30 protein-coding genes are annotated in these 25,542 nt (G+C 41.5%); 9 read left to right on the forward strand and 21 right to left on the reverse strand.

Features of this window, described 5'->3' with window-relative positions:
* Positions 1-76 precede the first annotated feature (76 nt).
* From fusA to FTU38_RS06545, 4 genes are all read right to left on the reverse strand, one after another.
* Positions 77-2,212: an elongation factor G gene (gene fusA / locus FTU38_RS06530; protein WP_180004228.1), complete on the reverse strand. Its 2,136-nt coding sequence runs from the start codon at positions 2,210-2,212 to the stop codon at positions 77-79.
* 131 nt (positions 2,213-2,343) lie between these two features.
* Positions 2,344-2,814, reverse strand: a complete 471-nt coding sequence (gene rpsG, locus FTU38_RS06535) for a 30S ribosomal protein S7 (protein ID WP_005011815.1) — start codon at positions 2,812-2,814, stop codon at positions 2,344-2,346.
* Positions 2,815-2,992: 178 nt separating this feature from the next.
* Complete coding sequence (gene rpsL / locus FTU38_RS06540) at positions 2,993-3,367, reverse strand: 30S ribosomal protein S12 (protein ID WP_000246374.1); 375 nt, start codon at positions 3,365-3,367, stop codon at positions 2,993-2,995.
* 155 nt (positions 3,368-3,522) lie between these two features.
* Positions 3,523-4,983 (reverse strand): EcsC family protein, encoded by a 1,461-nt coding sequence (locus FTU38_RS06545; RefSeq protein WP_180110811.1) that lies wholly within the window; start codon positions 4,981-4,983, stop codon positions 3,523-3,525.
* Between the two features lie 273 nt (positions 4,984-5,256).
* Here FTU38_RS06545 and FTU38_RS06550 point away from each other — a divergent pair, with 273 nt between their 5' ends.
* Both FTU38_RS06550 and hemJ read left to right on the forward strand, forming a co-directional pair.
* Positions 5,257-6,486: a beta-ketoacyl synthase N-terminal-like domain-containing protein gene (locus tag FTU38_RS06550; protein ID WP_180105703.1), complete on the forward strand. Its 1,230-nt coding sequence runs from the start codon at positions 5,257-5,259 to the stop codon at positions 6,484-6,486.
* A 68-nt stretch (positions 6,487-6,554) separates the two neighbouring features.
* Positions 6,555-7,007 carry a protoporphyrinogen oxidase HemJ gene (hemJ, locus tag FTU38_RS06555; protein ID WP_078190051.1) on the forward strand — a complete coding sequence of 151 codons (453 nt, stop codon included), beginning with the start codon at positions 6,555-6,557 and terminating at the stop codon, positions 7,005-7,007.
* A 69-nt stretch (positions 7,008-7,076) separates the two neighbouring features.
* Here hemJ and FTU38_RS06560 read toward each other — a convergent pair whose 3' ends face one another.
* The 8 genes from FTU38_RS06560 to FTU38_RS06595 all read right to left on the reverse strand — a co-directional run bounded on the left by FTU38_RS06560 (position 7,077) and on the right by FTU38_RS06595 (position 12,166).
* Entirely contained in the window at positions 7,077-7,739 is a 663-nt protein-coding gene (locus FTU38_RS06560; RefSeq protein ID WP_180110812.1) for a hypothetical protein, read from the reverse strand.
* Between the two features lie 60 nt (positions 7,740-7,799).
* Positions 7,800-8,288, reverse strand: a complete 489-nt coding sequence (locus FTU38_RS06565; protein ID WP_180110813.1) for a hypothetical protein — start codon at positions 8,286-8,288, stop codon at positions 7,800-7,802.
* A gap of 158 nt (positions 8,289-8,446) precedes the next feature.
* Positions 8,447-8,920, reverse strand: a complete 474-nt coding sequence (gene lysM, locus FTU38_RS06570) for a peptidoglycan-binding protein LysM (RefSeq protein WP_078190053.1) — start codon at positions 8,918-8,920, stop codon at positions 8,447-8,449.
* Positions 8,921-9,110: 190 nt separating this feature from the next.
* Positions 9,111-9,347: an acyl carrier protein gene (gene acpP, locus FTU38_RS06575; RefSeq protein WP_078190054.1), complete on the reverse strand. Its 237-nt coding sequence runs from the start codon at positions 9,345-9,347 to the stop codon at positions 9,111-9,113.
* A gap of 85 nt (positions 9,348-9,432) precedes the next feature.
* Complete coding sequence (gene fabG, locus FTU38_RS06580) at positions 9,433-10,167, reverse strand: 3-oxoacyl-ACP reductase FabG (protein ID WP_078190055.1); 735 nt, start codon at positions 10,165-10,167, stop codon at positions 9,433-9,435.
* Positions 10,164-11,144: an ACP S-malonyltransferase gene (gene fabD / locus FTU38_RS06585; protein WP_180059475.1), complete on the reverse strand. Its 981-nt coding sequence runs from the start codon at positions 11,142-11,144 to the stop codon at positions 10,164-10,166. Before fabD ends, fabG begins: the two co-directional genes overlap by 4 nt.
* Positions 11,145-11,348: 204 nt before the next feature.
* The gene (rpmF, locus tag FTU38_RS06590; RefSeq protein ID WP_004279227.1) at positions 11,349-11,531 is read right to left on the reverse strand and encodes a 50S ribosomal protein L32; all 183 of its coding nucleotides are present in this window, start codon (positions 11,529-11,531) and stop codon (positions 11,349-11,351) included.
* 77 nt (positions 11,532-11,608) lie between these two features.
* Positions 11,609-12,166, reverse strand: a complete 558-nt coding sequence (locus FTU38_RS06595; RefSeq protein WP_078190057.1) for a DUF177 domain-containing protein — start codon at positions 12,164-12,166, stop codon at positions 11,609-11,611.
* A gap of 97 nt (positions 12,167-12,263) precedes the next feature.
* Here FTU38_RS06595 and FTU38_RS06600 point away from each other — a divergent pair, with 97 nt between their 5' ends.
* From FTU38_RS06600 to FTU38_RS06610, 3 genes are all read left to right on the forward strand, one after another.
* Entirely contained in the window at positions 12,264-12,926 is a 663-nt protein-coding gene (locus tag FTU38_RS06600; RefSeq protein ID WP_180073190.1) for an elongation factor P hydroxylase, read from the forward strand.
* Positions 12,927-13,015: 89 nt separating this feature from the next.
* A complete protein-coding gene (locus tag FTU38_RS06605; protein ID WP_078190059.1) occupies positions 13,016-13,633 on the forward strand; it encodes an L-threonylcarbamoyladenylate synthase in 618 nt (205 codons plus the stop codon).
* A gap of 103 nt (positions 13,634-13,736) precedes the next feature.
* Positions 13,737-14,045, forward strand: a complete 309-nt coding sequence (locus FTU38_RS06610) for a hypothetical protein (protein WP_180110814.1) — start codon at positions 13,737-13,739, stop codon at positions 14,043-14,045.
* A 31-nt stretch (positions 14,046-14,076) separates the two neighbouring features.
* On the opposite strand, the gene FTU38_RS06615 is transcribed toward FTU38_RS06610, so the two are convergent.
* Positions 14,077-14,796, reverse strand: a complete 720-nt coding sequence (locus FTU38_RS06615; RefSeq protein WP_180110815.1) for a GNAT family N-acetyltransferase — start codon at positions 14,794-14,796, stop codon at positions 14,077-14,079.
* A 339-nt stretch (positions 14,797-15,135) separates the two neighbouring features.
* Between FTU38_RS06615 and FTU38_RS06620 the strand changes: the two genes are divergently transcribed.
* From FTU38_RS06620 to rluB, 3 genes are read left to right on the forward strand one after another with little or no spacing between them, the layout of a single operon-like run.
* Positions 15,136-15,930: a ScpA family protein gene (locus FTU38_RS06620; RefSeq protein WP_078190062.1), complete on the forward strand. Its 795-nt coding sequence runs from the start codon at positions 15,136-15,138 to the stop codon at positions 15,928-15,930.
* On the forward strand, positions 15,927-16,523 hold the full coding sequence (gene scpB, locus FTU38_RS06625; protein WP_078190063.1) for an SMC-Scp complex subunit ScpB: 597 nt from the start codon (positions 15,927-15,929) through the stop codon (positions 16,521-16,523). Before FTU38_RS06620 ends, scpB begins: the two co-directional genes overlap by 4 nt.
* A gap of 41 nt (positions 16,524-16,564) precedes the next feature.
* A complete protein-coding gene (rluB, locus tag FTU38_RS06630) occupies positions 16,565-17,683 on the forward strand; it encodes a 23S rRNA pseudouridine(2605) synthase RluB (protein WP_180110816.1) in 1,119 nt (372 codons plus the stop codon).
* A gap of 46 nt (positions 17,684-17,729) precedes the next feature.
* Here rluB and bioD read toward each other — a convergent pair whose 3' ends face one another.
* From bioD to FTU38_RS06655, 5 genes are all read right to left on the reverse strand, one after another.
* Positions 17,730-18,380 carry a dethiobiotin synthase gene (bioD, locus tag FTU38_RS06635; protein WP_180110817.1) on the reverse strand — a complete coding sequence of 217 codons (651 nt, stop codon included), beginning with the start codon at positions 18,378-18,380 and terminating at the stop codon, positions 17,730-17,732.
* Complete coding sequence (gene bioC / locus FTU38_RS06640; RefSeq protein ID WP_180110818.1) at positions 18,377-19,165, reverse strand: malonyl-ACP O-methyltransferase BioC; 789 nt, start codon at positions 19,163-19,165, stop codon at positions 18,377-18,379. The genes bioD and bioC overlap by 4 nt, the downstream gene beginning before the upstream one ends.
* Before the next feature lie 7 nt (positions 19,166-19,172).
* On the reverse strand, positions 19,173-20,330 hold the full coding sequence (locus tag FTU38_RS06645) for an 8-amino-7-oxononanoate synthase (protein ID WP_180110819.1): 1,158 nt from the start codon (positions 20,328-20,330) through the stop codon (positions 19,173-19,175).
* Positions 20,327-21,619, reverse strand: a complete 1,293-nt coding sequence (bioA, locus tag FTU38_RS06650; RefSeq protein ID WP_180110820.1) for an adenosylmethionine--8-amino-7-oxononanoate transaminase — start codon at positions 21,617-21,619, stop codon at positions 20,327-20,329. The genes FTU38_RS06645 and bioA overlap by 4 nt, the downstream gene beginning before the upstream one ends.
* An 86-nt stretch (positions 21,620-21,705) precedes the next feature.
* The gene (locus FTU38_RS06655) at positions 21,706-22,437 is read right to left on the reverse strand and encodes a YqiA/YcfP family alpha/beta fold hydrolase (protein ID WP_180110821.1); all 732 of its coding nucleotides are present in this window, start codon (positions 22,435-22,437) and stop codon (positions 21,706-21,708) included.
* 223 nt (positions 22,438-22,660) lie between these two features.
* Between FTU38_RS06655 and FTU38_RS06660 the strand changes: the two genes are divergently transcribed.
* Positions 22,661-23,194 (forward strand): peroxiredoxin, encoded by a 534-nt coding sequence (locus tag FTU38_RS06660; RefSeq protein WP_373683956.1) that lies wholly within the window; start codon positions 22,661-22,663, stop codon positions 23,192-23,194.
* A gap of 57 nt (positions 23,195-23,251) precedes the next feature.
* Here the strand turns inward: FTU38_RS06660 and bfr are convergent, their stop codons facing one another.
* The 3 genes from bfr to FTU38_RS06675 all read right to left on the reverse strand — a co-directional run.
* Positions 23,252-23,716 (reverse strand): bacterioferritin, encoded by a 465-nt coding sequence (bfr, locus tag FTU38_RS06665; RefSeq protein WP_067762676.1) that lies wholly within the window; start codon positions 23,714-23,716, stop codon positions 23,252-23,254.
* 346 nt (positions 23,717-24,062) lie between these two features.
* Positions 24,063-25,037 (reverse strand): 23S rRNA (adenine(1618)-N(6))-methyltransferase RlmF, encoded by a 975-nt coding sequence (gene rlmF, locus FTU38_RS06670; protein ID WP_180110823.1) that lies wholly within the window; start codon positions 25,035-25,037, stop codon positions 24,063-24,065.
* A gap of 56 nt (positions 25,038-25,093) precedes the next feature.
* Positions 25,094-25,542 (reverse strand): transposase (locus FTU38_RS06675; RefSeq protein ID WP_180110824.1); only part of this gene is annotated, 449 nt, incomplete at its 5' end.

Raw genomic sequence — 25,542 nt, forward strand, 5'->3', positions numbered from 1 at the left:
ACTACTCATGCAGGGATACTGCATGAGCATTTGGTTTTTAACTATGAATTAGTTTGGGCTTATAGTAATCGAAAGATTACTCGTCGTCACCTTTTTTACCGCCAGATTGGAACTTAGCGATGATGCCTTCAGCCACGTTACGTGGTGTTTCAGCGTATTTAGCGAATTCCATAGAATAAGTTGCACGACCTTGAGACATAGAACGCATATGAGTTGCGTAACCAAACATCTCAGAAAGTGGAACTTCTGCACGGATAGCTTTAGTACCACCAGGTAAATCGTCCATACCTTGAACAAGACCACGACGACGGTTTAAGTCACCCATGATATCGCCCATGTAGTCTTCTGGAGTTTCTACTTCAACTTTCATGATAGGTTCAAGCAAGATAGGATCTGCTTTCATGAAACCGTCACGGAATGCGTAAGAACCAGCCATTTTGAACGATAATTCGTCAGAGTCGACGTCATGGTAAGAACCATCGAACAATGTCGCTTTGATGCCAACAACTGGATAACCAGCTAGGACACCATTCTTCATACGTTCTTGGATACCTTTGTCAACCGCACCGAAGAATTCTTTAGGTACTACACCACCTACAACTTCTTCAGCGAACTCGTAATCTTTGCCAGCATCTTCAGCAAGTGGTTCTAAACGTACGTATACGTGACCAAACTTACCTTTACCACCAGTTTGACGTACGAACTTACCTTCTTGTTCAACTGATTTTTTGATCGTTTCACGGTAAGCTACCATTGGTTTACCAATGTTCGCTTCAACGTTGAATTCACGCTTCATACGGTCAACAATAATGTCAAGGTGAAGCTCACCCATACCAGCAATAATTGTTTGACCAGATTCTTCGTCAGTACGTACGCGGAATGAAGGGTCTTCTTTCGCCAAACGACCTAAAGCAACAGACATTTTTTCTTGGTCAGCTTTAGTTTTAGGCTCAACCGCAAGCGCAATTACTGGCTCTGGGAATTCCATACGCTCTAGTGTAATTACATTGTTTTCATCACATAATGTATCACCAGTCGTAGTATCTTTAAGACCTACACATGCTGCGATATCACCCGCACGAATTTCTTCAATATCGTGACGGTCATTTGCGTGCATCTGTACGATACGGCCAACACGTTCGCGCTTCATTTTAACTGGGTTATAGCAAGGGCTACCTGCTTTAAGCACACCAGAGTAAACACGTACGAATGTTAAGTTACCTACAAATTTGTCGTTCATGATTTTGAACGCAAGCGCAGAGAACGGAGCATCGTCAGACGCTTCACGAGAACCTTCAGTTTCGTCTTTGTCGTCAAGGATACCTTTAATCGCCTCGACATCAGTCGGCGCAGGTAAGAATTCAATTACAGCATCCAACATACGTTGAACACCTTTGTTTTTGAACGCTGAACCACATAGCATTGGTTGAATTTCATTCAACAATGTACGTGCACGTAAACCTGAAACGATTTCTTCTTTAGTTAACTCACCTTCTTCAAGGTACTTGTCCATGAGTTCTTCTGATGCTTCCGCAGCAGCTTCAACCATGTTAGTACGCCATTCGTTAGCTAGTTCAACTAATTCAGCAGGGATTTCGCCATATTCAAACTTCATACCTTGAGACGCTTCGTCCCAGATAATCGCTTTCATTTCGATTAGGTCAACAACACCCTGGAAGTTTTCTTCTGCACCGATTGGAACAACGATTGGCACTGGATTACCGCCAAGACGTGTTTTAACTTGTTCAACAGCACGGAAGAAGTTCGCACCAGTACGGTCCATTTTGTTCACGAATGCAATACGTGGAACTTTATATTTATTTGCTTGACGCCATACAGTTTCAGACTGAGGTTGTACACCACCTACAGCACAGTAAACCATGCATGCACCGTCAAGAACACGCATAGAACGTTCAACTTCAATAGTGAAGTCTACGTGTCCTGGGGTATCAATTACGTTAATACGGTGCTGTTCGAATTGGTTACCCATCCCTTTCCAGAAGCATGTTACTGCCGCTGAGGTAATAGTAATACCACGTTCTTGCTCTTGTTCCATCCAGTCTGTAGTTGCAGAACCTTCGTGAGTTTCACCAAGTTTGTGACTCTCACCTGTGTAGAACAAAATACGTTCTGAAGTGGTAGTTTTACCAGCATCAATGTGCGCAGAGATACCAATGTTACGATAACGAGAAATTGGGGTTTGACGAGCCATGATTTCTAGCATTCCTAAATTTTGTTGTTTAAAACAGGACGCTTTAAGCTGCATAGCAACTTAAAGCGATTCGATGACAAAACAGTGACAACTGATTTGTCACCCTCCTGAATAGGGGCTGTTTTATCCGCTTAGAAACGGTAATGAGAGAAGGCTTTGTTGGCTTCAGCCATACGATGCACATCTTCACGTTTTTTGATCGCTGCGCCTTTACCTTCAGCTGCATCAAGCAACTCACCAGCAAGACGTAAAGCCATAGTTTTTTCAGAACGCTTAGCAGCAGCATCTACTAACCAACGCATAGCCAAGGCAGTACGACGGGATGGGCGTACTTCCATAGGCACTTGGTATGTAGCACCACCAACACGGCGTGCTTTTACTTCGACCATAGGACGAACTTTTTCAAGAGTAGTCTCGAAAAATTCAACTGGGTCTACTTTAGATTTTTCTTGAACGCGGTCTAAAGCACCGTAAACGATACTTTCAGCAATAGATTTTTTACCATCTTGCATTACGTGGTTCATGAATTTAGCGATTGTTTGGCTGCTGAACTTAGGATCCGGAAGGATTTCACGGGCAGCAACTACGCGACGTCTTGGCATTTTAATACACCTAATAAATATGACACTTCAGGTTACTCCAGCAGGTGCACAAAGTGTCATGTGCTTTCGCTGGCCTTACTATACGTCGCTTGGAATTTTCACAAAAAATGCAGAAATCAGACAAGCGAGACGATAAAGGATTGCAGTTCCAACGAACTAAGAAGTTAATCTTTTCAGATTATTTCTTAGGACGTTTAGCACCGTATTTAGAACGAGACTGGTTACGATCTTTAACACCAGCACAGTCTAAAGAACCACGAACGGTATGGTAACGTACACCCGGTAAATCTTTAACACGACCACCACGGATAAGAACAACACTGTGCTCTTGTAGGTTATGGCCTTCACCACCGATGTAGCTAGAAACTTCGAAACCTGAAGTTAAGCGAACACGGCAAACTTTACGCATTGCTGAGTTAGGTTTTTTAGGTGTAGTTGTGTAAACACGTGTACAAACACCACGACGTTGTGGACAAGCCTTCAACGCAGGAACTTTAGATTTTTCAACTAAAGTTGTACGACCCTTACGGATCAACTGATTTGTTGTTGCCATTTGGCAATTCTCCCGTTAATAAAAAGCCCCAAAAAATACTACTTTTTGAGGGCATGCAATTGTAAGCGAAGACTTAAAATTGGTCAACAATATACGATCATCGAAAACATTTATTCATCGTGAGTTGCGCAAATTTTCACCCACAAATAAATAGTTTATTTTTCAGAAGAATCTGCTGATTTTTTTGTAACTTTATCTACGGCTGCTGTTTTGGCTTTACGCGGCTTAGCTTTGGGTGCAGCTTTCGCCACAGGGACATCATCATCCTGTACAGCTTCCAACACATCAAACTCATCCGTTTCAGCTAAAGCAGGTTTTTGCGCAGCCACGGGTGCATGAGGCTCAACAACTTTTTCTGCGAGTACCTCCAAACCTTCTGAGACTTTTTGTTCCTGCGCTACCGCCACTTCGGCTGCATCAGCGGTTTTAGCTTGTGCTTTTTTAGTGACTTTTACTGCGCGGATACTCTCGTGACCTGCAACATCTATGGTCTGATCCAATACTGGTTCAGCCAAATCGATATCTTTCGCCTTAATACCTTCTAGTAATTTAGGTGTTGCTTGAGCAAGCAACTCAAGAGAGCGCTCATAGGCATGCAAAGGCGACAAGGTGATATCTTGATGTTGCAAAATATATTGGCGAGCATTAGAAAAGACTTGCTGTGCCTTCTGATTCACTTCATCCACCAAACGGCGACTATACACCACACTTACACCAGCACTCGCCACAGGAGATAACCGTGATAGCTGGTTTAACAGTGAAACTTTTGGCATTTGATTGAGCCATGCCCACTTGAACTGACCATTTTCATCCAGTACATATTTCTTCAATGCAGCTGCATCGGTGTCTGAACCCACCAATTGCTGCAACTGATGCAAATCACTATTTTGCAGTGTGCTACTCAGGGCTTTAATCGCCATAAGCAAAGTTTGTTTTTCTGCAATTAAACTCAGGTCGACCTGTTTAAAAATAAACTGAACGATATCTTGATCACTTTCTTTACTTAAGTCGAAACCATAAGAACGTCCAACTTGATAAATCACTCGTAAAGTCATAATCAGTGAAGCAGGGATATCAATACTTGAACCGATAACACCTGTCGCACCTGTTAAAGCCCCTTGAATTGAAGCAATCCATTTATTTTGCTCGCCTAAGGCCTGACTAATGCGGCGTGAACGATCGACATCTTGTGTCAACTCTTCTAAATCACGTACGCCAGCTTCATCAAGCACTGCATCTACAGATGAAATATCCGAACTAAAATGATTCAATCGATCAAAAAGATAGTCAGAAATCTTGTCGCTAAATTGAGGGGCAACAAAATTAGCTACATTATTTACGGTATTAAAATGTCGACCGAATAATTGTCTAGAAACATTTGGAACGTGTTCACGCAGAATTTGCTGCGGATTATCATATTTTTTCACATCAAATACGCTCATCTGACGTGACTGACCTTCCAAGGTTTGACCATTCTTTTGTGGCTGAATGACCTTAGTTACAGATTCGGGTGCAACATGATTGATAATAGACACCCCTGTAGAACTGAGCTTTTTAGCCACTCCAAAGGCGTTTGAGAGCAGACCAGCCGTTGGTTTATTATTCGTTTTCGCCATTCCCTACCCCATTCAGACTATTCTTGAAATTCTTGATAAATACTAGGTGTAGTCAAACTTTATCACAACTTGAATATGTATCTTTAAGTTAAGTTTTTTGCTGCATCGTTGCAAATTAGCTCAGTCAAAAATAGGCATAGGATTTGCCATAAGAATTCAAAAAGCTTTCTGCTATCATTATTCCAATCAAATTATATGAGTTCGTCTATTTAGAAAGTTTCCTTCGTATACTTTCAATAGCTTGCTCACACACTACCTATAAAGGATCTGTAGATGAAACGTGTTGTAATCACTGGTATGGGCATCAACTCATGCATTGGTAATACATTAGAAGATGTCACTCATTCTTTGCAAAACGGGATTTCTGGAACACGTTTCAACCCAAGTTATGCTGAACTTAATTTCAAAAGTCATGTCAGTGCGGCTGCAGAACAAAACTTTGACGGTATTGACCGCCGCTTAAAACGCTTTATGGGCGTATGCGCAATGTATGCATACAACTCAGCTTTGGCTGCAGTAGAAAATGCAGGCTTAACAGCAGAACAAATTGGTGGTAATCCACGTTACGGTATTGCTGGTGGTTCAGGTGGTGGTTCAACTGCATCTGTTGTTGAAATGAAAGAACTTCTAGACACTAAAGGTGCACGTAAAGTTGGTCCATTCTTTGTACCACGTAACATGACCAACACCATTACCGCAAACGTGGGTGTTGCATTTAAAATGCAAGGTATTGCACACACGATTACTAGCGCATGTGCAACATCTGCAGATGCCATTGGTTATGCATACAACCTGATTCAATTGGGCAAACAAGACTTAATGCTTGCCGGTGGTGGTGAAGAAGACCATTGGTCACAAAGTCTTTTATTTGATGCAATGGGCGCACTTTGTTCAAAATATAATGACACACCAGCGACTGCTTCACGCCCTTACTCTGCTGACCGTGACGGTTTCGTGATCGCAGGTGGTGGTGGCTTCGTTGTACTAGAATCTCTTGAACATGCTCAAGCACGTGGCGCAAACATTTTGGCTGAAGTTGTCGGCTATGCAGCAAATTCAGATGGCGCAGACATGGTTGCACCATCAGGTGAAGGTGCGACTCGTTGTGTCCTGATGGCGCTTGAAGAAGCAAAACAACACGGCGTAGACAAAATTGACTATGTAAATACACACGGTACATCTACTCCGGCTGGTGATGTTACTGAACTTAAAGCGATGGAACGTGCTTTCGGCGAAGGACAAGTTCCTCCGCTCAGCTCGACTAAATCAATGACAGGTCACAGCCTCGGTGCTGCAGGTGTACAAGAAGCGATTTACTCTATTTTGATGATGCAAAATGACTTTATTGCACCAAACATCAACGTGACTGAACTTGATGAAGGTGCAAAACCTTTTGATATCGTACTTGAAAAACGTGATGCAAAATTGAATACTGTGATGAGTAACAGTTTTGGTTTTGGCGGTGTAAACGCTTGCCTCGTTTTCAAAAAATGGGAAGCTTAATATAAAGTTTGCTGCTTTGGCGCTTCGGTGCCAAAGCACACACCCACCGCCCTTTTAAGGGTCAATATATGGATGCTCCATCAGATGCTTTCCTCTGGGTCAAAGCATTACATATCATCGCAGTTGTTTGCTGGTTCGCAGCGCTATTTTATCTCCCTCGCCTTTATGTCTACCATGCCATGAGTGATGATGCTACGAGTCATCAGCGCTTTCAAATCATGGAACGCAAGCTATATCGCGGCATTATGTGGCCCGCAATGATTGCTACACTGATCACGGCGCACTTCCTCGTCGATTGGGGTGATGCAACTCGACACTACCATGAAGCGCTTTGGTTCTACCTAAAAGTTGGATTAGTTGGACTATTGGTGATTTATCATTTTGTATGTGGTTATTACCGTAAAAAGCTTATCGAAAATGCACATTATAAATCGCATAAGTTCTGGCGTTATTTTAATGAAATGCCAACTTTGATTTTATTTGCAGTGATCATTTTAGTGGTCGTGAAGCCAAGCTTCTAAACGACTGTAAAAAAGCCCCTACTCATTGGGGCTTTTTTATTTCTATACCAAAATGTTTATATACAAAAACTACAACTGCACACAGCTATCTAAAATATTCCAATTGTGTGCTCTAAATTGCTCACGCGGATACGGCACCTCAGCACACAGCATACCCTCCTTCTTAAAGAAACGTCGGCCGTGGCTATTTTGATTCAACTGCGTTAAATCAGTCGCACCCTGATTCAACAAATTAAAAATCATAATTCGATCATTCAAAATGTGCCCTGCAAGCACATAGCGCTCCCAAGGCACCCCCTCTATATTGGACAAAGTATTGCCCAAATAGTTTTTGATATGCCAAGATGAATACTGTCCCTGTTTTTGACCAGCCTGCATCCTAAACGAATCATAAGAAAGCTCAGATAGCTGTGCCGCCTCTTCATATTGCTTAAACAATTGATTTGCAGTTTGATTTGGCAAATACAACCAATACATCAACGAGGTATTCCAGCCCAATGATTGCTGCACCTGCTTCAACACCGCATATACGCCATAGGCTTCCAATTGCGCTGCTGAGCGCAAACTTAACTGACTGGTACTTAAAGGCTCCAAATAAACTACTTGTCCAGTCTTTAATTGTTCATTACGTATAATTCGGACATAACGTGCCAGCCAGTTTTGAATCAGCATCCTTTCAACCAATGAGTTCGGGCGCTCAAGCATCTGCTGCAATCTGTGATATTCAGCCATATATGCATCCAGCTTATCCTCTTTATTTAAAGCAATATTGATCTGATAAAGGATCGCTAACTAATTTAAATACTTAAAGTCTGGATATGCGGAATTGCTCGGCATACTTAAACTGAGGTATTGGTCTGCATGCTGCAACCATGTGTTAAAGCGCTGCAACGGCACCTTTTCTTGCTGTATCAGCGCACCGAGCACCTGATGATGCTCAACAACAAATGCGCTAGCTGCCTTAGGATCATCGACCAGCAATTGCTGAAACTCCGCAACTAAATTCGTCTGTTCTTCTGACCACTTTTCACGTGTTAGCTTCGCATTCAATGGCTGGCCCAATACATTCTGATGCTCTTGCCCCAACAAACTAAATGCCCAATCTTGATGATAACGATAGCGCCCAACATTCAATGCCGAAAACCGATCTGCGGCATTCAGCCCAAGCAAGTTAAAATACGGCTCTTGTGTGTAATTTGAATGATAAGAAATTTCAGACTGCTGCCACTTGAGCACCCGAGGATCAATACGCTCATCCCACCGCAGCCAAAGACAAAACACACAACAACTGCAAGCAACAGCAAGAAAATAAAGATGATTTTTTGTTTCATTGATTTCTTATTTTGAATTATTTCAGCCGCATTATATTCAACTTCACCATTCACGCATACAAAAAAAAGCCATCTTGTGATGGCTTTTTTTACTTTAAACACAAATATTTATGCAGGAATACGAAGCACCTGACCTGGGAAAATGTCATCGGCATTTTTTAGCAAAGGACGGTTTGCTTCAAAAATTTTATTGTATTGATTTGCATCACCATAAAATTCTTTAGAGATTTTAGACAGGTTATCCCCCGACTTGACAGTATAGAACTTACTTTCAGGCTCAGGACTCGTCACTGTTAACTGATCATCCACTTGCGCCACATGATCAATATTCCCTACCGCCAAGATAATCTTTTCACGATCCGCTTGGCTTTGTACCTGACCTTTCACTGTCGCTAGATCTGAAGTACCGTTATAACTCACAGACAAACCAGTTACAGGCAAGCCCAGTGCTTTAATATGACCCAATAACTTATTGGCAATTTCTTGTGCAGATGGTTCAGAAGGTGTTGCTGGCGCTGCCTGAGGCTCTGCAGGTGCTGTATTTTTTTTACCGATACCTTTTACAAAATCAAAAAGACCCATGTTTTTCTCCGTTGTTTTTACTGTTTTAAATAATTTAACTATTGTTCAAACTCTATTTTTATAGCTAAAAAATAACCGCTTTTGAGTTGTTGTTGGTGACAGAAACGTAAGCTAATGTAAAAACAAAATATTCGGCATAAAAAAGCCACCGAATGGTGGCTTTTTAAATCAGCATCGCTGAAATCTAAAATTAACCTAGTTTCTTAGAAACATAGTCAATTGCAGATTGTACAGTAGTGATTTCGTTTGAATCTTCATCAGGAATAGTGATGTCGAAATCGTTTTCGAAAGACATAACTAATTCAACTAGGTCTAGAGAATCTGCACCTAAGTCATCCATGAAAGAAGCTTCATTTTTGATCTCGTCTGCTTTAAGACCAAGTTGTTCAGCTACTGCTTGTTTTACGCGTTGTTCGATATCGCTCACAGGAATTCTCCTCATTGCTTGTGGCGTTTTTAATGCCGTTAGTTTAATTGAATCTAAATCGTTTTGAAAGTTTATACTTGAGCGCTTAGCTCATGTATAAACCACCATTTACATGTAATACAGTTCCGGTAATGTAACTTGCCTTTTCAGAAGCAAGAAAACTTACGGCATTTGCGATATCTTGCGGCTCACCTAAACGGTTTAAAGCCACTTGATCACTCATCTTTTTACGAATTTCTTCGCTTAACTGTTCTGTCATTTCTGTTGCAATAAAGCCCGGAGCCACTGCATTTACAGTGATTTGGCGGCTTCCCATCTCTTTTGCAAGGCTGCGACCAAAGGCCTCAATCCCTGCTTTTGCAGCAGAATAATTTGCTTGTCCTGGGTTAGCAAAATGTGCAACCACAGAACTAATATTAATAATTCGACCAAAACGTGCTTTGGTCATACCCTTTAAAACACGTTTAGAAAGTCGATAAACGGCTTTCAAATGAATGTTGAGAATGTCATCCCAATCATCTTCTGACATACGAAGTAACAAATTATCTTTGGTAATACCCGCATTGTTCACTAAAACCAATACAGAACCAAAGTTTTGCTCAATGTCTGATACCAATGCATCGATTGCAGTTGCATCACGTACATCTAGAACTTTACCCGCACCATTTTCAGCAAAAGCAGCAGATAATTTTTCCGCACCCGCTTCTGAAGTTGCAGTACCTACAACAAAATAACCGTCTTGAATCAATTGCTGAGCAATTGCTGCTCCAATCCCTCGGCTCGCACCTGTTACTAAAGCAACTTTGCGTTCTTGTGTCATGCAATTTTCCCTTCTGCCACTAAAATGGCATTCAGTGCATCTTCCATACGACCTTTCGTGTCGAGTGGGAATGCTTTTTCAATATTTGGCAAACGTTTTGCGAGATTCGCAAGGACATTACCCGGACCACATTCAGCAATGTACTGAATACCTTGGTCTTGCAAATACTGCATGGTCTTTGTCCACTGTACAGATTGGTATAACTGTGCAGTTAACGCCTGACGTAATTGCGCTACATCAGTCGCGATTTCAGCGCCTACATTTTGTATTACAGGTATAGTAGGCAGCTCAATGGCAGTTTGTTCCAATGCTGTCGCAAACTGTTCAGCAGCAGGTTTCATCAATGCACAATGCGATGGCACAGAAACCGGAAGTGCAATTGCCTTACCGCCATTTTCCTTAGCAGCAGCCATAACCGCTTCAACCATGGCTTTATCACCCGCAATGACAACTTGACCTTGTGCATTGTAGTTTGCAGCATCTACTGAACCTGGGCCTTCTGCTTGAGCACAAAGTTCAATGACTTTGGCATCATCTAGACCCAAAATTGCCGCCATTGCACCTTGACCTTCAGGTACAGCACTTTGCATCAACTGACCACGTAGGTTCACCAGTTTAACGGCATCACCTAGGCTCATCGCTCCCGCAGCAACCAAGGCGCTGTATTCACCTAATGAGTGACCTGCAAGGTATTTCGGTGCAACACCACCTAACTCTAACCACACACGCCATAAAGCAATACTGGCAGTCAGTAGTACAGGTTGAGTAAATTCTGTTTGGTTTAACCCTTCACCACTTTGCGCAATTTGCCAAAGATCAAAGCCAACTACTTCTGATGCTTCTGCAAATGTTGCTTGCACACTACTAAACTGTTCTGCAAGTTCAGCGAGCATGCCGACTTTCTGTGACCCTTGACCCGGGAACACGAATGCAGTTTTAGTAGCTTGAGCTGCTTGCTCGAGTTGTTTAGCAGACATAAAAAATCCTTTATCAAGACTGGTGAATTTATGCTATTTGGACATTTATTCAACACAATCCCATGTAAGCTTGTTTCAGGGACGGAAATTTAACACTTAATTTTTGTCTTGGTAATTGCCAAATGCAACAAAAAATCGGTACAAAAAAAGGGAGCTTAACGCTCCCATTTTTTCTACTAAGCTTGACGCTTAATACATCACCAATTATTCAGCAGATGCTTTAGCGAATAATTGACGACCACGGTAGATACCATCTTTAGATACGTGGTGACGACGGTGAGTCTCGCCAGTAGCTTGGTCTACAGTTAATGCATTCTCGGTTAAAGCGTCATGTGAACGGCGCATGTCACGGCGAGAGCGACTTTTACGGTTTTGCTGAACGGCCATGATGGCTCCTTACAAAGATCGAAAAAATGGATCAGAACAAATTCGATTGTCTTATACTCGAGAGTATAACACAAAAATTAGTTAAGTTTACCCTTCAAACCTGCCAAAACATCAAACGGGTTGTCCCGTTTTTCTTCAACAAGCTCTTCAGCGGCAGGTTGATGCTTATGTTCACAAGCGTCGTGCTTAGGTGACAAAGGCATCAACAATAACAATTCATCCTCTATCAGTGAGAGTAAATCAGCAGTCGCAGGTGCATCATATGAACCTTTGGTTGTTGCTTCACTTTCACCTAAAACGATGAAATCAGCATCCTCATCCAAGCGCTCTATCAGTGACTCGTCATCTACAAGAGCTAGATGAAAACTTAAAACAAGTGGGATCTCAACAGTATCCAGACAACGCTGGCATTCCATTGGAACATTTGTTTCAACATGACCATCTAGCCATACAATGCGATGATAAGCATCCATTGATAGCTTACAGTCTATGTTAATCAATTGATCATCAATTGATCCAACAGCTTCACGAGCAATACGAACAAAGCGAGATAATGGCAGTGTTCCTGACCATTTAAAGCCCTGTTCAGCCCATTTAAACGGCTCAATCTGTGCCGGAAAGGTATTTGCTGACATAATTAAGGCGGCAATTCTACAAATTCATCAGTACTCTGTCAAAGATTAAGATACAATTTTGTACTTATTTAGACAGACCATTTGGGTAACTTAAGTTATGCATCTGTTGCAGCCGCAAACAGAAGTGAATGTTTCATCACTTATGAGCACAATTTCAACGCTTGATTCTGACATTTCAACTGACCAAGTGCAACTCTCGGCTTGGGAGAAACTTTCCACAGAAACAGAACACGTCGATTGGCTCATCTTACACTTTAATCATTGGTTTTCCCACCTGAATGTGAGCTTAGTGAAAGGTGACTTTGAGCCCGAGTACTTTCCTGCTGATTCAAACGGCCCTGCCCGTATTCAATTTGCCCATGGTTATTTCAATAGCGCCCTGCATGAAATTAGCCATTGGACTATTGCTGGCGAGCAACGCCGTTTACTTCCCGATTTAGGCTATTGGTATGCACCAGATGGTCGTAGTAAAGAGCAACAAGCCCTCTTTGAACAGGTAGAAATTAAGCCCCAAGCGATCGAATGGTTATTTGCCAAAGCATTTGGGCGTAAGTTTCGTGTCTCACTTGATAACCTCACTGGTGAAGGAGGAGATGGCAGCAGCTTTAAAGATAATGTCTATGCACAATTACAGGCTTATTTTAAAGGTGAAGCCAAACTTCCACGCGATGCTTGGCGCTTTATCCAATGCATTTGCCACTGTACACGTGCTGGCAAAATGTTACAGGCGAATGAATTTCAACGTGAAATGCTTGATTAAATTATACAATTTGACTGCATTTCACGTTGCACAAAGCGAATAGACCGCGACATAATGTCTAGAGCTTTTAATAATAAGAGGAAAACGACATGTTGCATTTAAGAATACATCCGGAAAATCCTCAGCCCCGTTTAATTACGCAAGCCGTTGAACGGATTCGTGCCGGCGATGTGGTGGTTTATCCTACAGATGCCGCCTATGCCATCGGTTGCCAAATTGGGAACAAAAATGCCATGGAACGCATTGCCCAAATTCGTCAGCTCGATGCTAAACATCAATATGCGATTATTTGTGCAGATTTATCTGACATTGCCACTTATGCCAAAGTCGATAATGCCATGTATCGTTTATTGAAAAATAACACCCCTGCGGTCACTACCTTTATTTTGCCTGCGACCAGTGAAGTTCCTCGCCGTTTAATGCATCCTAAAAAGAAAACCATTGGACTACGCATTCCGAGCAACCCGATTTGCCAATTATTACTCAAAGAACTCGGTGAGCCTTTATTAACATCGACCTTAATTTTACCTGGCCAAAAAGAACCGATTGATGATCCTTATGAAATTGAACTGCAAATCGGCAAACGAATAGATGTATTAATTGATGGCGGTTTAGGTACTTTAAATACCACTAGCGTTGTAAACCTTGCAGGTGAATACCCTGAAGTGATTCGCCGTGGTGTCGGTGATGTCAGTGCCTTTGAATAGCATGTACTGTTAAATACATGCTGTTACCGATCAGAGGCACAGCATGTAAAGGTCATCTGCTCAAAGCGCGGTTAAATTACCTTTCGATAAAGGAATCGACCTGATGACTTTATTTCAGATTTTACTCAAGCTCCAAAATGCGACAGACCTCAGTGTCTCCGAGCAAAGCAGTCTCAATCATTTTGCTATATATGCCACTGAGCCTTGGACTTTAGAATCCACGGCTCAACTGAGGGCAAAAGATGAAAATTTAATTTCACCAATAGCGACAACACAGCCGCAAATTTTTCGTTATTTTCTGCATGCATCAACGGTCAAATCACTATTTAAACACCGATCAAGTCAAAATCTCTGCTCGCAAGCGCAGTGCCAGCACATCATCGAATTTGCACTTGAAAAAAGATATGACTAACAGGCTCAAAGTCTTGATAGTTGGCTTTTGCTCAAGCGCGATAAAGCTGCATAAATTCTTTTAAATGAATTTTTTGTTGCCCTTGCTCATCAAAATTATTTGTATTGAGCCAAGCTGCATAAGCTTGAGACAACATTGGCCAATCCTGATCTAACATCGCAAACCAAGCGGTATTACGATTACGACCTTTCACTATCACATGTTGACGAAACAACCCTTCAAATTGAAAGCCAAAACGTAAGGCAGCATTTTTCGAAGGCGTGTTCAAGTCATCACACTTCCACTCCACCCGTCGATAACCTGCTGCAAAGCATGCTTTTAACAATAGATAAATGGTTTCTGTTGCTGCGGTTGATTGCTTCATTAAACTTGAAAAATAGACATTGCCAATTTCAATGACGGCATGTGCTGGGCGTACATTGAGCAAACCAATCCACCCTACAACGGCTTCACCAACCTCAATGACATAATGCATGGAACCCGCAAAATGAAAGGATTGCTGAAAATAATCACGCAATTGCTGCATGCTTTGAATTTGAGAATAAGGCAAATACGTCCAACAGCGTTCATCAGGTTCTTGTTGTACTGTCTGCCATAGCCGCTGTAAAAGACTATCATCAAGCTGATCTGGCAGCATTGGAATAAGCCGAACAGATTGCCCCATTTCGGTTTTACATCTGAACTGGCAAGGTTCAAACTGCGCCAACGTCATCCCTACGGCCTGACCCCATTGATTATATTGTTGTGGCATAGCAAATATTCTTTTAGTCAATTCATTCAAATCATTTCATGATAGACGCCCACCATCCAGACATCACAGCTTAAATAAGTTCATGGATTGATGAGTGTATTATTTATAATTAACACAAGTTGTGATCGATATCACAGCTTTAAAATTTTACATGTGTATAAATAAAGCCTATTCCCTATAAATTTTATGTTTTTTACCCAATTCAACCGTTCAGTAATTTCTTTAAACGCATTTTTCCATTACACTATTCCCTATAACTTTTGTGCTTTTACTTTCGATGTGAGATCGAAGCGAAAGCTGTCTGCATGCCTTTGAAAATTCGCGTGGCCTATAATTGCAATGAACCAAACTGTCCATAATTCTATGGAAGATGCTCCACACATTCGCGTTTTGGATGAGTGGCAAGAAGCTATTCCAGAAGATTTGTACATCCCACCCGCTGCATTTGAAATTCTATTAGAGCATTTCGAAGGACCACTCGACTTTCTGATTTACCTGATTCAAAAAAATGGCTTCGACTTATTACAAGTCGATATTGCCCCGATTGCATCCCAATATTTGTCCTATATGGATGCAATGAAATCTCTAGATATTGAATTAACCGCAGACTATATGGTGATGGCAGCCCTATTGGCCGATTTAAAATCGCGTCTATTATTGCCAAAACCTAAATCGACCGCAGCACATGAACAAGATCCTAAACAAGAATTGATTGACCGTTTAGAAACCTATTTGCGCATTAAACAAGCTGCGGAAAGATTAGGTCAAATGTCGGTATTGGATCGAGATACTTTCGATACCAATGTCAGTTTAGGAACGATTGTCGAAACCAATGATGGCTATGACATTCAATTACTTCGTGATGCCATACTCTGTGTTTTTAATCGACCAGAACCAGTTACCCACCAAATTTTGCAAGAGCCTGTCTTACTCGAAGAACGTATTGCTTATATTGAAACTAAGCTTGAGTCAGGTGAAGTATTAGACTTTGCGGACTTACTCAAACCAAGCCAAGGCCGCATGGGTGTTGTCGTGACATTTATGGCTGTGTTGGAACTGACACGCCAACAAAAAGTTCAAATTGTCGCATCAGGTGTAGAAGCACCGCTTGCAATTCAGGGAGCACGTGCATGAACACTGAACTTAAACAAATGACTGCGGTGTCTTCAGAAGATAATCTGCATGAAATTTTGATGCAGCTTGAAGCCATTATTTTTGCCAGTGAAGCGGCGGTGAGTATTGCCCGTTTAAAAGAGGCTTTCCAAGACCGTTTCAGTAAAACCGAATTACGCCAATATTTGCAGCAACTTTCAATGCTGCAACACGGCAGATCAATTGAACTTGTTGAAACCGCTCAAGGTTTCCGTTTTCAAGTACGTGCAAAATATCGTAATATTATTGCACAGACCTGGCCTGAACGACCAACTCGTTTATCGCCATCCTTGCTCGAAACTCTTTCTGTCATTGCTTACCATCAACCGGTAACCCGCGCAGATATTGAGCAAATCCGTGGGGTGACCAACAATAGTCAAATTTTACGTACGTTATTTGACTGGAACTGGATTAAAGAATCTGGTTTTCGTGAACTCCCAGGACGACCCGCGTTGTTAGTTACAACGCCTCAATTTTTAAATGCTTTTGGTCTAACCTCTTTGGGCCAATTGCCTCCCCTGCAGGATGCCAAGGAAGCTTTTATGGCCCTCGATGCGAATGCACCGAAGTCATAAATAGGTGAACTGTTGATGATAATTTCTAAGGTTATGCTGTCATGAGTGAAAAATTGCAAAAGGTGCTCGCACGCATTGGTTTGGGTTCTCGCCGTTATATGGAAGAAGTCATTGCCGCTGGTCGTGTGAGCGTAAATGGGCAAGTTGCCCAAGTGGGTGAACGTATCGAACCAGGCGATGAGCTTCGCATCGATGGTCGTAAAGTTCAGTTCCAAATTGAAGACGAAATTCGTCGCCGTGTGTTGATTTACTACAAACCAGAAGGCGAAATTTGTTCACGAAATGACCCTGAAAACCGTCCAACGGTATTTGAACAATTACCTCAAATTACAGGTGATCGTTGGGTGATGGTGGGTCGTCTAGATATTAACTCTACAGGTCTATTGCTGTTCACGAATGACGGTGAACTGGCGAACCGTTTAATGCACCCTTCTAGCGAAATCGAGCGTGAATATGCTGTTCGTGTCATGGGTGAAGTCACTCCTCAGTTAAAAAACAACATGTTACAAGGCGTTGTTTTAGATGATGGCCCTGCAAAATTTGAGTCATTCTCTGAAATTGGTGGTGACGGTATTAACCGTTGGTATCAAGTGGTCGTAAAAGAAGGTCGTAACCGCGAAGTTCGTCGTATTTTCGAATCTCAAGGCTTAAAAGTGAGCCGTCTTTTACGTACACGTTATGGTTCAGTAATTCTGCCACGCGAACTGCGTACTGGTCGTTGGATCGAGCTAGATAAACAAGATATTGACAACTTAACCAAGTCGGTTGAACTTAAACCACGTCAAGGTACTGGCCTGTTTGGTATGGCGAAACGTCGTACTGAACGTATGCAAGACAAACCAATGGCAGCACGTCGTGGTGGTTACTTACGCCAACAACGTCGTGACAGTGACGAAAACCAGCCACAACAAAGCAATGGTTATCAAGACAACCGTGGCGAACGTCGTACTGGCCGTACTGAAGGTGGTTTCCAAGGCAATGGATTTAACCGTTCAGAGCGTCGCAATGAAGGTTTCAACAATAACCGTAATGATCGCAACAGTGAAAACTTCGGTAACCGTGAACGTCGTAACGACAATTTTGGCAATCGTGAGCGTCGTAATGACTCTGTGCCAAGTCGTGCATTTAGCGGAAACAACAAAGGCTTTAAGAAATTTTAATTTCTTAAGTATAAAAAAACCGCTCATTTGAGCGGTTTTTGTTTCTTTATACAGATGGAATTACAGGAACATCAATCCATAACGCCTCTGGAAAGTGTTTGGCTAAATATGCTTTTAAATATTCAGCAGTATCTTTAGAAATCAATGCATCTTGCGATTCATCATTTAAATTATAAGCCAGTGCATAAAGCACTAAGCCACGACTTTTTAGTGCTTCCAAACTTAAAATCGTATGGTTAATGCTGCCCAAACGACCTGATGTCACCAAAATAACGGGATATTGTTTCTCTACAACATAGTCGATGGTTAAAAGATCCGTGGTTAATGGCACCATCAACCCACCCGCACCTTCGAGTAAAACGTTGTCATATTTTTCAGTTAAACGTTTTGTCGCGTATTCGATTTTAGCAAAATCAATGTCACGTCCATCAATTTTGGTAGCAAGATGTGGCGACGCAGGATAACTAAATATTTCAGGCATCGTGAGTTTGGTTTCATCTTCGACCAACAACCCCGTACCCATAATTTGACGATGTTGTTCTATATCCTCAGAAATATCGACATTGCCTGTTTGGATCAACTTTTGCGTGATCGTTCGCGCCCCTTGTTCATTCCATATTTTAGCCAAATAGCCCGTGGTATATGTTTTACCGATGCCTGTATCGATCCCACTAATGAAATAAACTTGCCCTGTCATGGCATTCTCCGTGCAATACAAAAAATCGGATGATAGGTCAGTGTATAACGCATCTGCCCAGTTTCATCACGCAAAGAAAACTGTTGATATGCTGAATAAAAATCAAAGAGCGATTGTTTCGTCCAACGAAAATGTGAGGCTGTCGCAGTCACACCTGTCGCTTTTAAATGATGCAAAACCTGCTTTGGATGATCAAAATATAATGCCGCTGTCTGCTCTGAAAGATGCAGAATTTCAAAACCATTTTGACTTAATATAGCTTGAAGCATGTCGATATCGAGGTAGTCCAAACCCTGCCCAGTCAAAGCTTTTATTTCCTGTAAATTCTGCTGCCCAAAGGTCGAAAAACAAAAATATGCCTCTGGATTTAAACTTTGAAAGGCTTTTTCTACAATGCCTGCAAAGTTCCCTACCCATTGCAAAGCCGAACTGGATGCGATCAAGTCGATATGCTGTGGAAATTCTAGTTGTTCGATATCTCCTAGCCAGTACTGAATCTGTGGACTTGAGGGAAAATACTGTTGAATTTCTGCATACAGATCATTTAAAACCAAATGATTGATTTGCATATTTTCCAGCATTAAATGGCTTAAATTCCCCGAGCCACATCCAATTTCAAAAACGGTTTCTACGGGGTGATTTTGCAACTTTGGACAATACTGCTGCATCAACTCAAATAAATGTTGAGCAATCTCTTTTTGTGCTACGGCATGTTCAGCATAGCTGTGCCCTGCCTGAGCAAAGCGCAACGCCACTTGGCATTTATCAATCTCAAAATTATTCACAAGTCACTCACAACAATTGAGTCAACTGATCCAAATCAGTTTGTGTAATTTGAGCAGTGAGTGAAATGCGTAAGCGCGAACTATGCTGCGGCACAGTGGGTGGACGTACAGGCATGATATAAAAACCTGCTGCTTGCAAAGCTTGAGCCTTTGCTACAGTTTTATTCGACTCGCCAATAATGACGGGCACAATATGTGATGTAGATGGACAATCAAAACCTTTGTCTTGCACAGCTCGCTGCAAACTTTGACTGATTTGCTGTAAATATTGACGCTCTGCTTTTAAATTTAAAACATTCTTGAAGATAAAATCTGTCCACGCCATACAGATCGGGGGCTGTGCGGTACTAAAAATCAACGGTCGCATCGAGTTAATCAAATAGTCACGAATAATCGCATGACAGATGAGATACCCCCCTATTGAAGCCAGTGCTTTACCAAATGTCCCGACTAAAAGATCAATATCATCCATCACTTGATATTGTTCAGCACAACCTAAACCTCGCTCACCGCGCACACCAATGGCATGCGCTTCATCGACATATAGCATTACTTTGGAAAATTGCTTTTTGATCCGTACCAGTTCAGCTAAATCGGTTTCATCACCATCCATGCTGAAAATCGATTCAGTCACTACAATGATCCGCTCAAAAGCCTCATTTTCATGATATCTGCATAAAAGCTGAGATAAATGTGCCAAATCATTATGGCGATAGCGCACATATTTCGCAGTTGATAAGCGGATGCCATCAATCATACTGGCATGAATCAACTTATCCGCCAATATCAAGGTTTTACTGTCTGCAAGCGCAGGTAAAATCCCGATATTCATGTGATAACCACTGTTGAATAACAGAGCTGCACGGCCGTGAAAGGCTTGGCTTAAATTGTCTTCAAGCTGTTCATATTCAGGAAAATTTCCTGTCAGCAATCGAGAGGATGATGAACTCATCCAACGCTGTGCATTTGGGGTTTCATCAAAAAATTGCTCACGAAGCTGAACATTGGACGCCAAGCCCAAATAGTCATTTGACGCCAAATTCAACATTTTGTGATCATGAATACTAATGTAACGATCGTGCTGATGATTTGACGTGAACTGACGTAAGTTGCCATGCTGTTTCAGCTGATCAAGCTGCTCTGAAAAATGGTTGAGCAGATTCATGCTGGCTGCTCCATGTTTTTCACCACCTCAACCATTTGTTCTAGCAAAATTTTTAATTCATGCTCAGAAATAATATATGGCGGCATCACATACACTAGCTTACCAAATGGACGAATCCAAATGCCGCGACGGACAAACTCCTGTTGTAGCGTTTTCATATCTACATTAAAGGTCAATTCCACCACACCAATTGCACCAAGTATTCGTACGTCTTTGACATGTTCAAGCGAGGAAAGTGCTGGTAAATAAAACTTTAATTGAGCTTCGATACGTCGAATATTGGCTTGCCAATCTTGAGACAGCAGCAGTTCGGTACTTTTTACAGCCACAGCACACGCCAAGGGATTCGCCATAAAGGTTGGGCCGTGCATAAACACGCCGGCTTCGCCTTGGCTAATCGTATTCGCGACTTTCTGCGTGGTTAAGGTTGCAGATAAGGTCATATAACCGCCCGTCAGTCCTTTGCCTATACACATAATGTCTGGCTCAACTGCGGCCCATTCCCAAGCAAAGAGTTTTCCGGTACGCCCGAAACCTGTCGCGATCTCATCAAAGATCAACAAGATATTGTATTTTTCGCAGAGTAATTTAGCTTGACGCAAATATTCAGGATGATAGAAACGCATACCTCCTGCACCTTGTACAATCGGCTCAAGAATCAATCCCGCAATATTTTCATGCTGTTCAGAGAGAATCTTTTCTAGCTCAGCAATATCCGCCTGATTCCACGCTTGGTCAAAGCCAACTTGCGGCGCAGGAACAAAAAATCGATTTGGTAAACTTGGGCCAAAAATTTGATGCATCCCTGTCACGGGATCACACACAGACATCGCATTCCAAGTGTCGCCATGATAGCCAGAACGCGGAGTGACAAAATTGGTTTTATTCGGTAGATACAAAGATGCCCAATACTGTACTGCCATTTTTAAGGCTACTTCGACAGCAACCGAACCTGAATCGGCAAAGAAGATTTTATCTAAACTGGGCGGTGTGATTTTTAATAGTAATTTAGCAAGTTGAATCGCGGGATCATGTGTCAATCCACCGAACATGATATGTGACATCTGTTGCAGTTGATCGGTGACAGCCTGATTTAGCTCAGGATGGTTATAACCATGAATCGCACACCACCATGAAGACATACCATCAATCAATTGACGACCATCTTCAAGTTCAATCATCACCCCTTGCGCACGTTTCACTTTAAACGTTGGAAGGGGCTGAGTCATCGATGTATAGGGATGCCAAATATGCTGCTGATCAAATTGTAGATCGGTTAAATTGACCATCCCTCACTCCATGTATCAGGCTAAAACATCAATGTGGCAAGATGTTACCCCCACGCCAATGAAAAATAAATTGCCATAAAGCCCAGCTATTCAGAGATTTGTTCTATTTTCTTTAAATATTGGAAGATTTTGCAACTTATGACTTCAGATTCGAACAATGGAAAGCCATGTGAGCCAGAAACCAATTCAGTCTCCAAAAACTTTACAGTTAAATTACGCAGTAAGCGTTCAACTTTGTAACTAACCAAATAATCTTGCTTAGCAAAAATATGGTATTGATGACCTGTGTAGTTTTTCAAGATGCTGACATTATTGAGCGTCTCTAAACAATTCAATCCAGCTCGAAGCACATCTAAATTTTGCGCTTGAATCAAACTTTGCAAGGTGATGAAATCTTGCTTGGTGCTATCAGTACCCTGACAAACCATATAACCAAACTTCTTTAAAGTAGAAATAGCATCCTGCTCGAAAGATTGTTTGAAGCTTTGAAAACTCGCTTGATCCATCGCAGCAGGCCACTGTTCTTGAGCCACAAAAATTGGATTTGAGCCAAGTGTGATCAGCACTTTCTGTTGTTGATATTTTTTTTGAATTTCATCTACCAAAATCGTCGCCAATTGACCGCCAAGAGACCAGCCAACAATCACATCAAATTGCTTCGCCAATTCAACTTTCTGTTCGAGCACTTCTAGATTTAAGGCATCAAAAATATTCCATAATTCGACCTGATAACCTTGCGCGATCAATGCCTGTTGTAAAGGAGCAAGTAATTTACGACCGCCGCCCCAGCCAGTAATAAGTAAAATATGTTGATTCAATGCAAACTCTAAAATTAAACGATTCCAAATAGTATAAAAGTTCAAAGCAAGTTTGATAGTGGCATTTCAGCACATCAACCGATTTGCCAAAAGACATTCGAAATCGACTTTGATAAATATAAAATCAGCTAGCCTACAGCGCTTTAAAATTTGCTAAGATCGGATAAAGAACAATATAAACTGATGCTCTATGAAAGTTTCTTCATTGCTAAAAATCTGTTTCATGACATGTGCTTTAATAGCAACTACCCAAATCACAGTTGCTGAAACATCAATACTCAGCACCAGTCAAAACAAACAAAAACAATGGGTAGGCACACCCGCACCCAACTTTAAATTGCAAGATCAAAATGGGAAATGGCACGAACTGAAGCAATATCAAGGGAAATGGCTTGTTCTATATTTTTACCCCAAAGACAATTCACCGGGTTGCACAGAAGAAGCCAATCAATTTAAAACCCTATATCCACAATTTTTAAAAAGTAATGCGGTTGTTTTGGGCGCAAGCTTAGATGATATTGCATCACATCAAAAGTTCTCTAAAGCACTAGGACTTCCCTTTCCAATTCTTGCCGACCAACAGCACAAGCTGGCGACACAGCTAGGTATTGTACGAAACTTAGGGATTTTGAAAGTTGCCAAACGTGAAACCTTTCTCATTGATCCGAAAGGCATTATTGTTTATCACTATACCAGCGTGAATGCACAGACACACGCGGCGAAGGTCCTGGCAGATATTAAAAAACTACAACAATAGTTTTCATGGTCCAATAAAAAACCCAGCAGAAGCTGGGTTTTTTGGATATTTTTTAAATTACATTTGAGACTGAATATAGTTTGGAAGACCAATAAGTTCGATCAAACGCATTTGCTTTTCAAGCCAGTAAGTATGATCTTCTTCAGTATCTGACATTTGCTGACGGAGCATATCACGGGTCACATAGTCACCCTTTTCTTCACACAATTTTACGCCTTGAGCAAGTTTCTCACGAACATGATATTCAAGCGCCAAATCCGCTTTTAAACAAGTCACAACGTCTGTACCGACTTCAATATCATCACGATTCATATTCGGCGTTCCTTCAAGGAACAATACGCGACGAATCAATGCATCTGCATGTGAGCCTTCTTCTTGGCTTTCATGATCGATACGTTCAAAGATTTTGCTCAGGCCCCAATCTTCATACATACGGGAATGAATTAAGTATTGATCACGAGCAGCCAGTTCGCCACCGATCAGCATATTTAAGTAGTCTACGACTTCTGGATTGCCACGCATTTTCTTCACTCCATACCCTTTTCAAATATTATGGACAAGTTTCAAAATGAATGCAAAATATAATTTTTGTAAGCTTATGATTTATATAAAATTTAAATGATAAACATACGCATTTGCAGTTCAATTCCGCGCATTTTTCACATATAAAAGAAGCCCTTGCAGAAAATTTAAGGCATTTAGAACACGAAATAATCAAAAATCGCTAGATGCTGTTTTTTGTAACAATTAACAATGCGTCTTGTTTAGCAAAAATTCGCCGGATTGATCCAAGACGCCATACTTGCAATGCCTCGCCTCTATTCATGGAATAGTGCACTGATGACCCAAATTTCCAAAGAAGACAGACTTAAGCTGAAGTCCAACGTGCATTGTTCCATGCTTGCTGCTGCTTTGAATCTAAAAAAGTCCAAGCGACAAAACGGCTTTCTTTTTGTCCCTGAGTCATTTTAATAGTTTTCACATCCACTGCGCCGCTCTTCGCTAAGGCCTTTAAAAGCACTGGCAATGTTGTTTTCTTGGAAACCAGCGTACTAAACCAAAGGCATTGCTCAGCAAAATGAATACTCTCTTGCACCATTTGGCAGACAAATCGTTCTTCGCCGCCATCACACCAGAGTTCGTTCTTTTGACCGCCAAAGTTTAATACCACCTTGCTCCGATCAACTGGCTTGCCCAGTTTTCTTAATTTTTGCGTTGCGGTCGCATCGGCTTCATCTTGAGAGGCATGAAATGGCGGATTACACATGGTCAAATCAAAACGATCTGAAGGTTTAATCACACCATTGAAAATATTGCTCGCAGTCGTCTGCAATCGAATCTGAATGCCTTTACGCAGATTCGGATTGGCCTCCACAATAAATTGAGCGCTTTTAACCGATGCAGAATGTATGTCTGAGCCTACAAATTTCCAGCCATAGCTGCGATGACCAATAATCGGATAAATACAGTTCGCGCCAACCCCAATATCTAAAACTTGAACAGCGTGTCCAGTTGGAATCTGAGCTTTATTGTTGGCACTCAACAAGTCAGCCAAATAATGAATATAGTCAGCTCTGCCTGGAATAGGCGGGCAAAGAAAATCTTTGGGAATATCCCAATATTGAATGCCATAAAAATGCTTGAGCAATGCTTTATTGAGCATTTTCACAGCCTGTGGATCAGAAAAATCTACCGATAAATCATTATATTTATTTGGGCTGACAAAGGGTCCAAGTTCCGGACAGCTCTGTATTAACTGAGGAAAATCGTAACGACTGCGATGCAGATTTCGTGCATGTAATTCCGATTTTTGCTGCGGAAAAGATTTCTTTACTTGCGCCATGTGTATGCCAATATTTAACGGGAGAACAGAATCATCTGATAAGGCAGGATCTATAGCTAAATACCAAATAAATCATTACAGTAATCTTTAAATAATTTATCAATATCTTTAACTCTAAACTTAGTTCGAATCGCCTTGACTCGTGACCACATATTTTCTATTGGATTTAAATCTGGACTATATTTAGGAAGCCACACAATGTAATGGCCTGCACAACGTATCAACTCCTGAAGTCTTTTCCCTTTGTGAAAGGTCGCATTGTCCATAATCAAAACACTGCTTTCTTTCAACTTAGGTAATAAATCCTGTTCAATCCAACATTCAAATACTTCTGTATTCACAGAACAATTAAACACACCAACTGTCAATAATCTATTTTCGATAATTGCACCGATCGCATTACTGCAATTCTTCAACTGCCAGTTAAATTCACCTTCAGCACGTGTTCCTTGAAGGCTATAACTATGAGTTCTGGTACTTTCACTTTGAAAACCACTTTCATCTA

Origin of the sequence: Acinetobacter sp. YH12098 (genome assembly GCF_013419235.1) — a bacterium.
Taxonomy (GTDB): domain Bacteria; phylum Pseudomonadota; class Gammaproteobacteria; order Pseudomonadales; family Moraxellaceae; genus Acinetobacter; species Acinetobacter amyesii.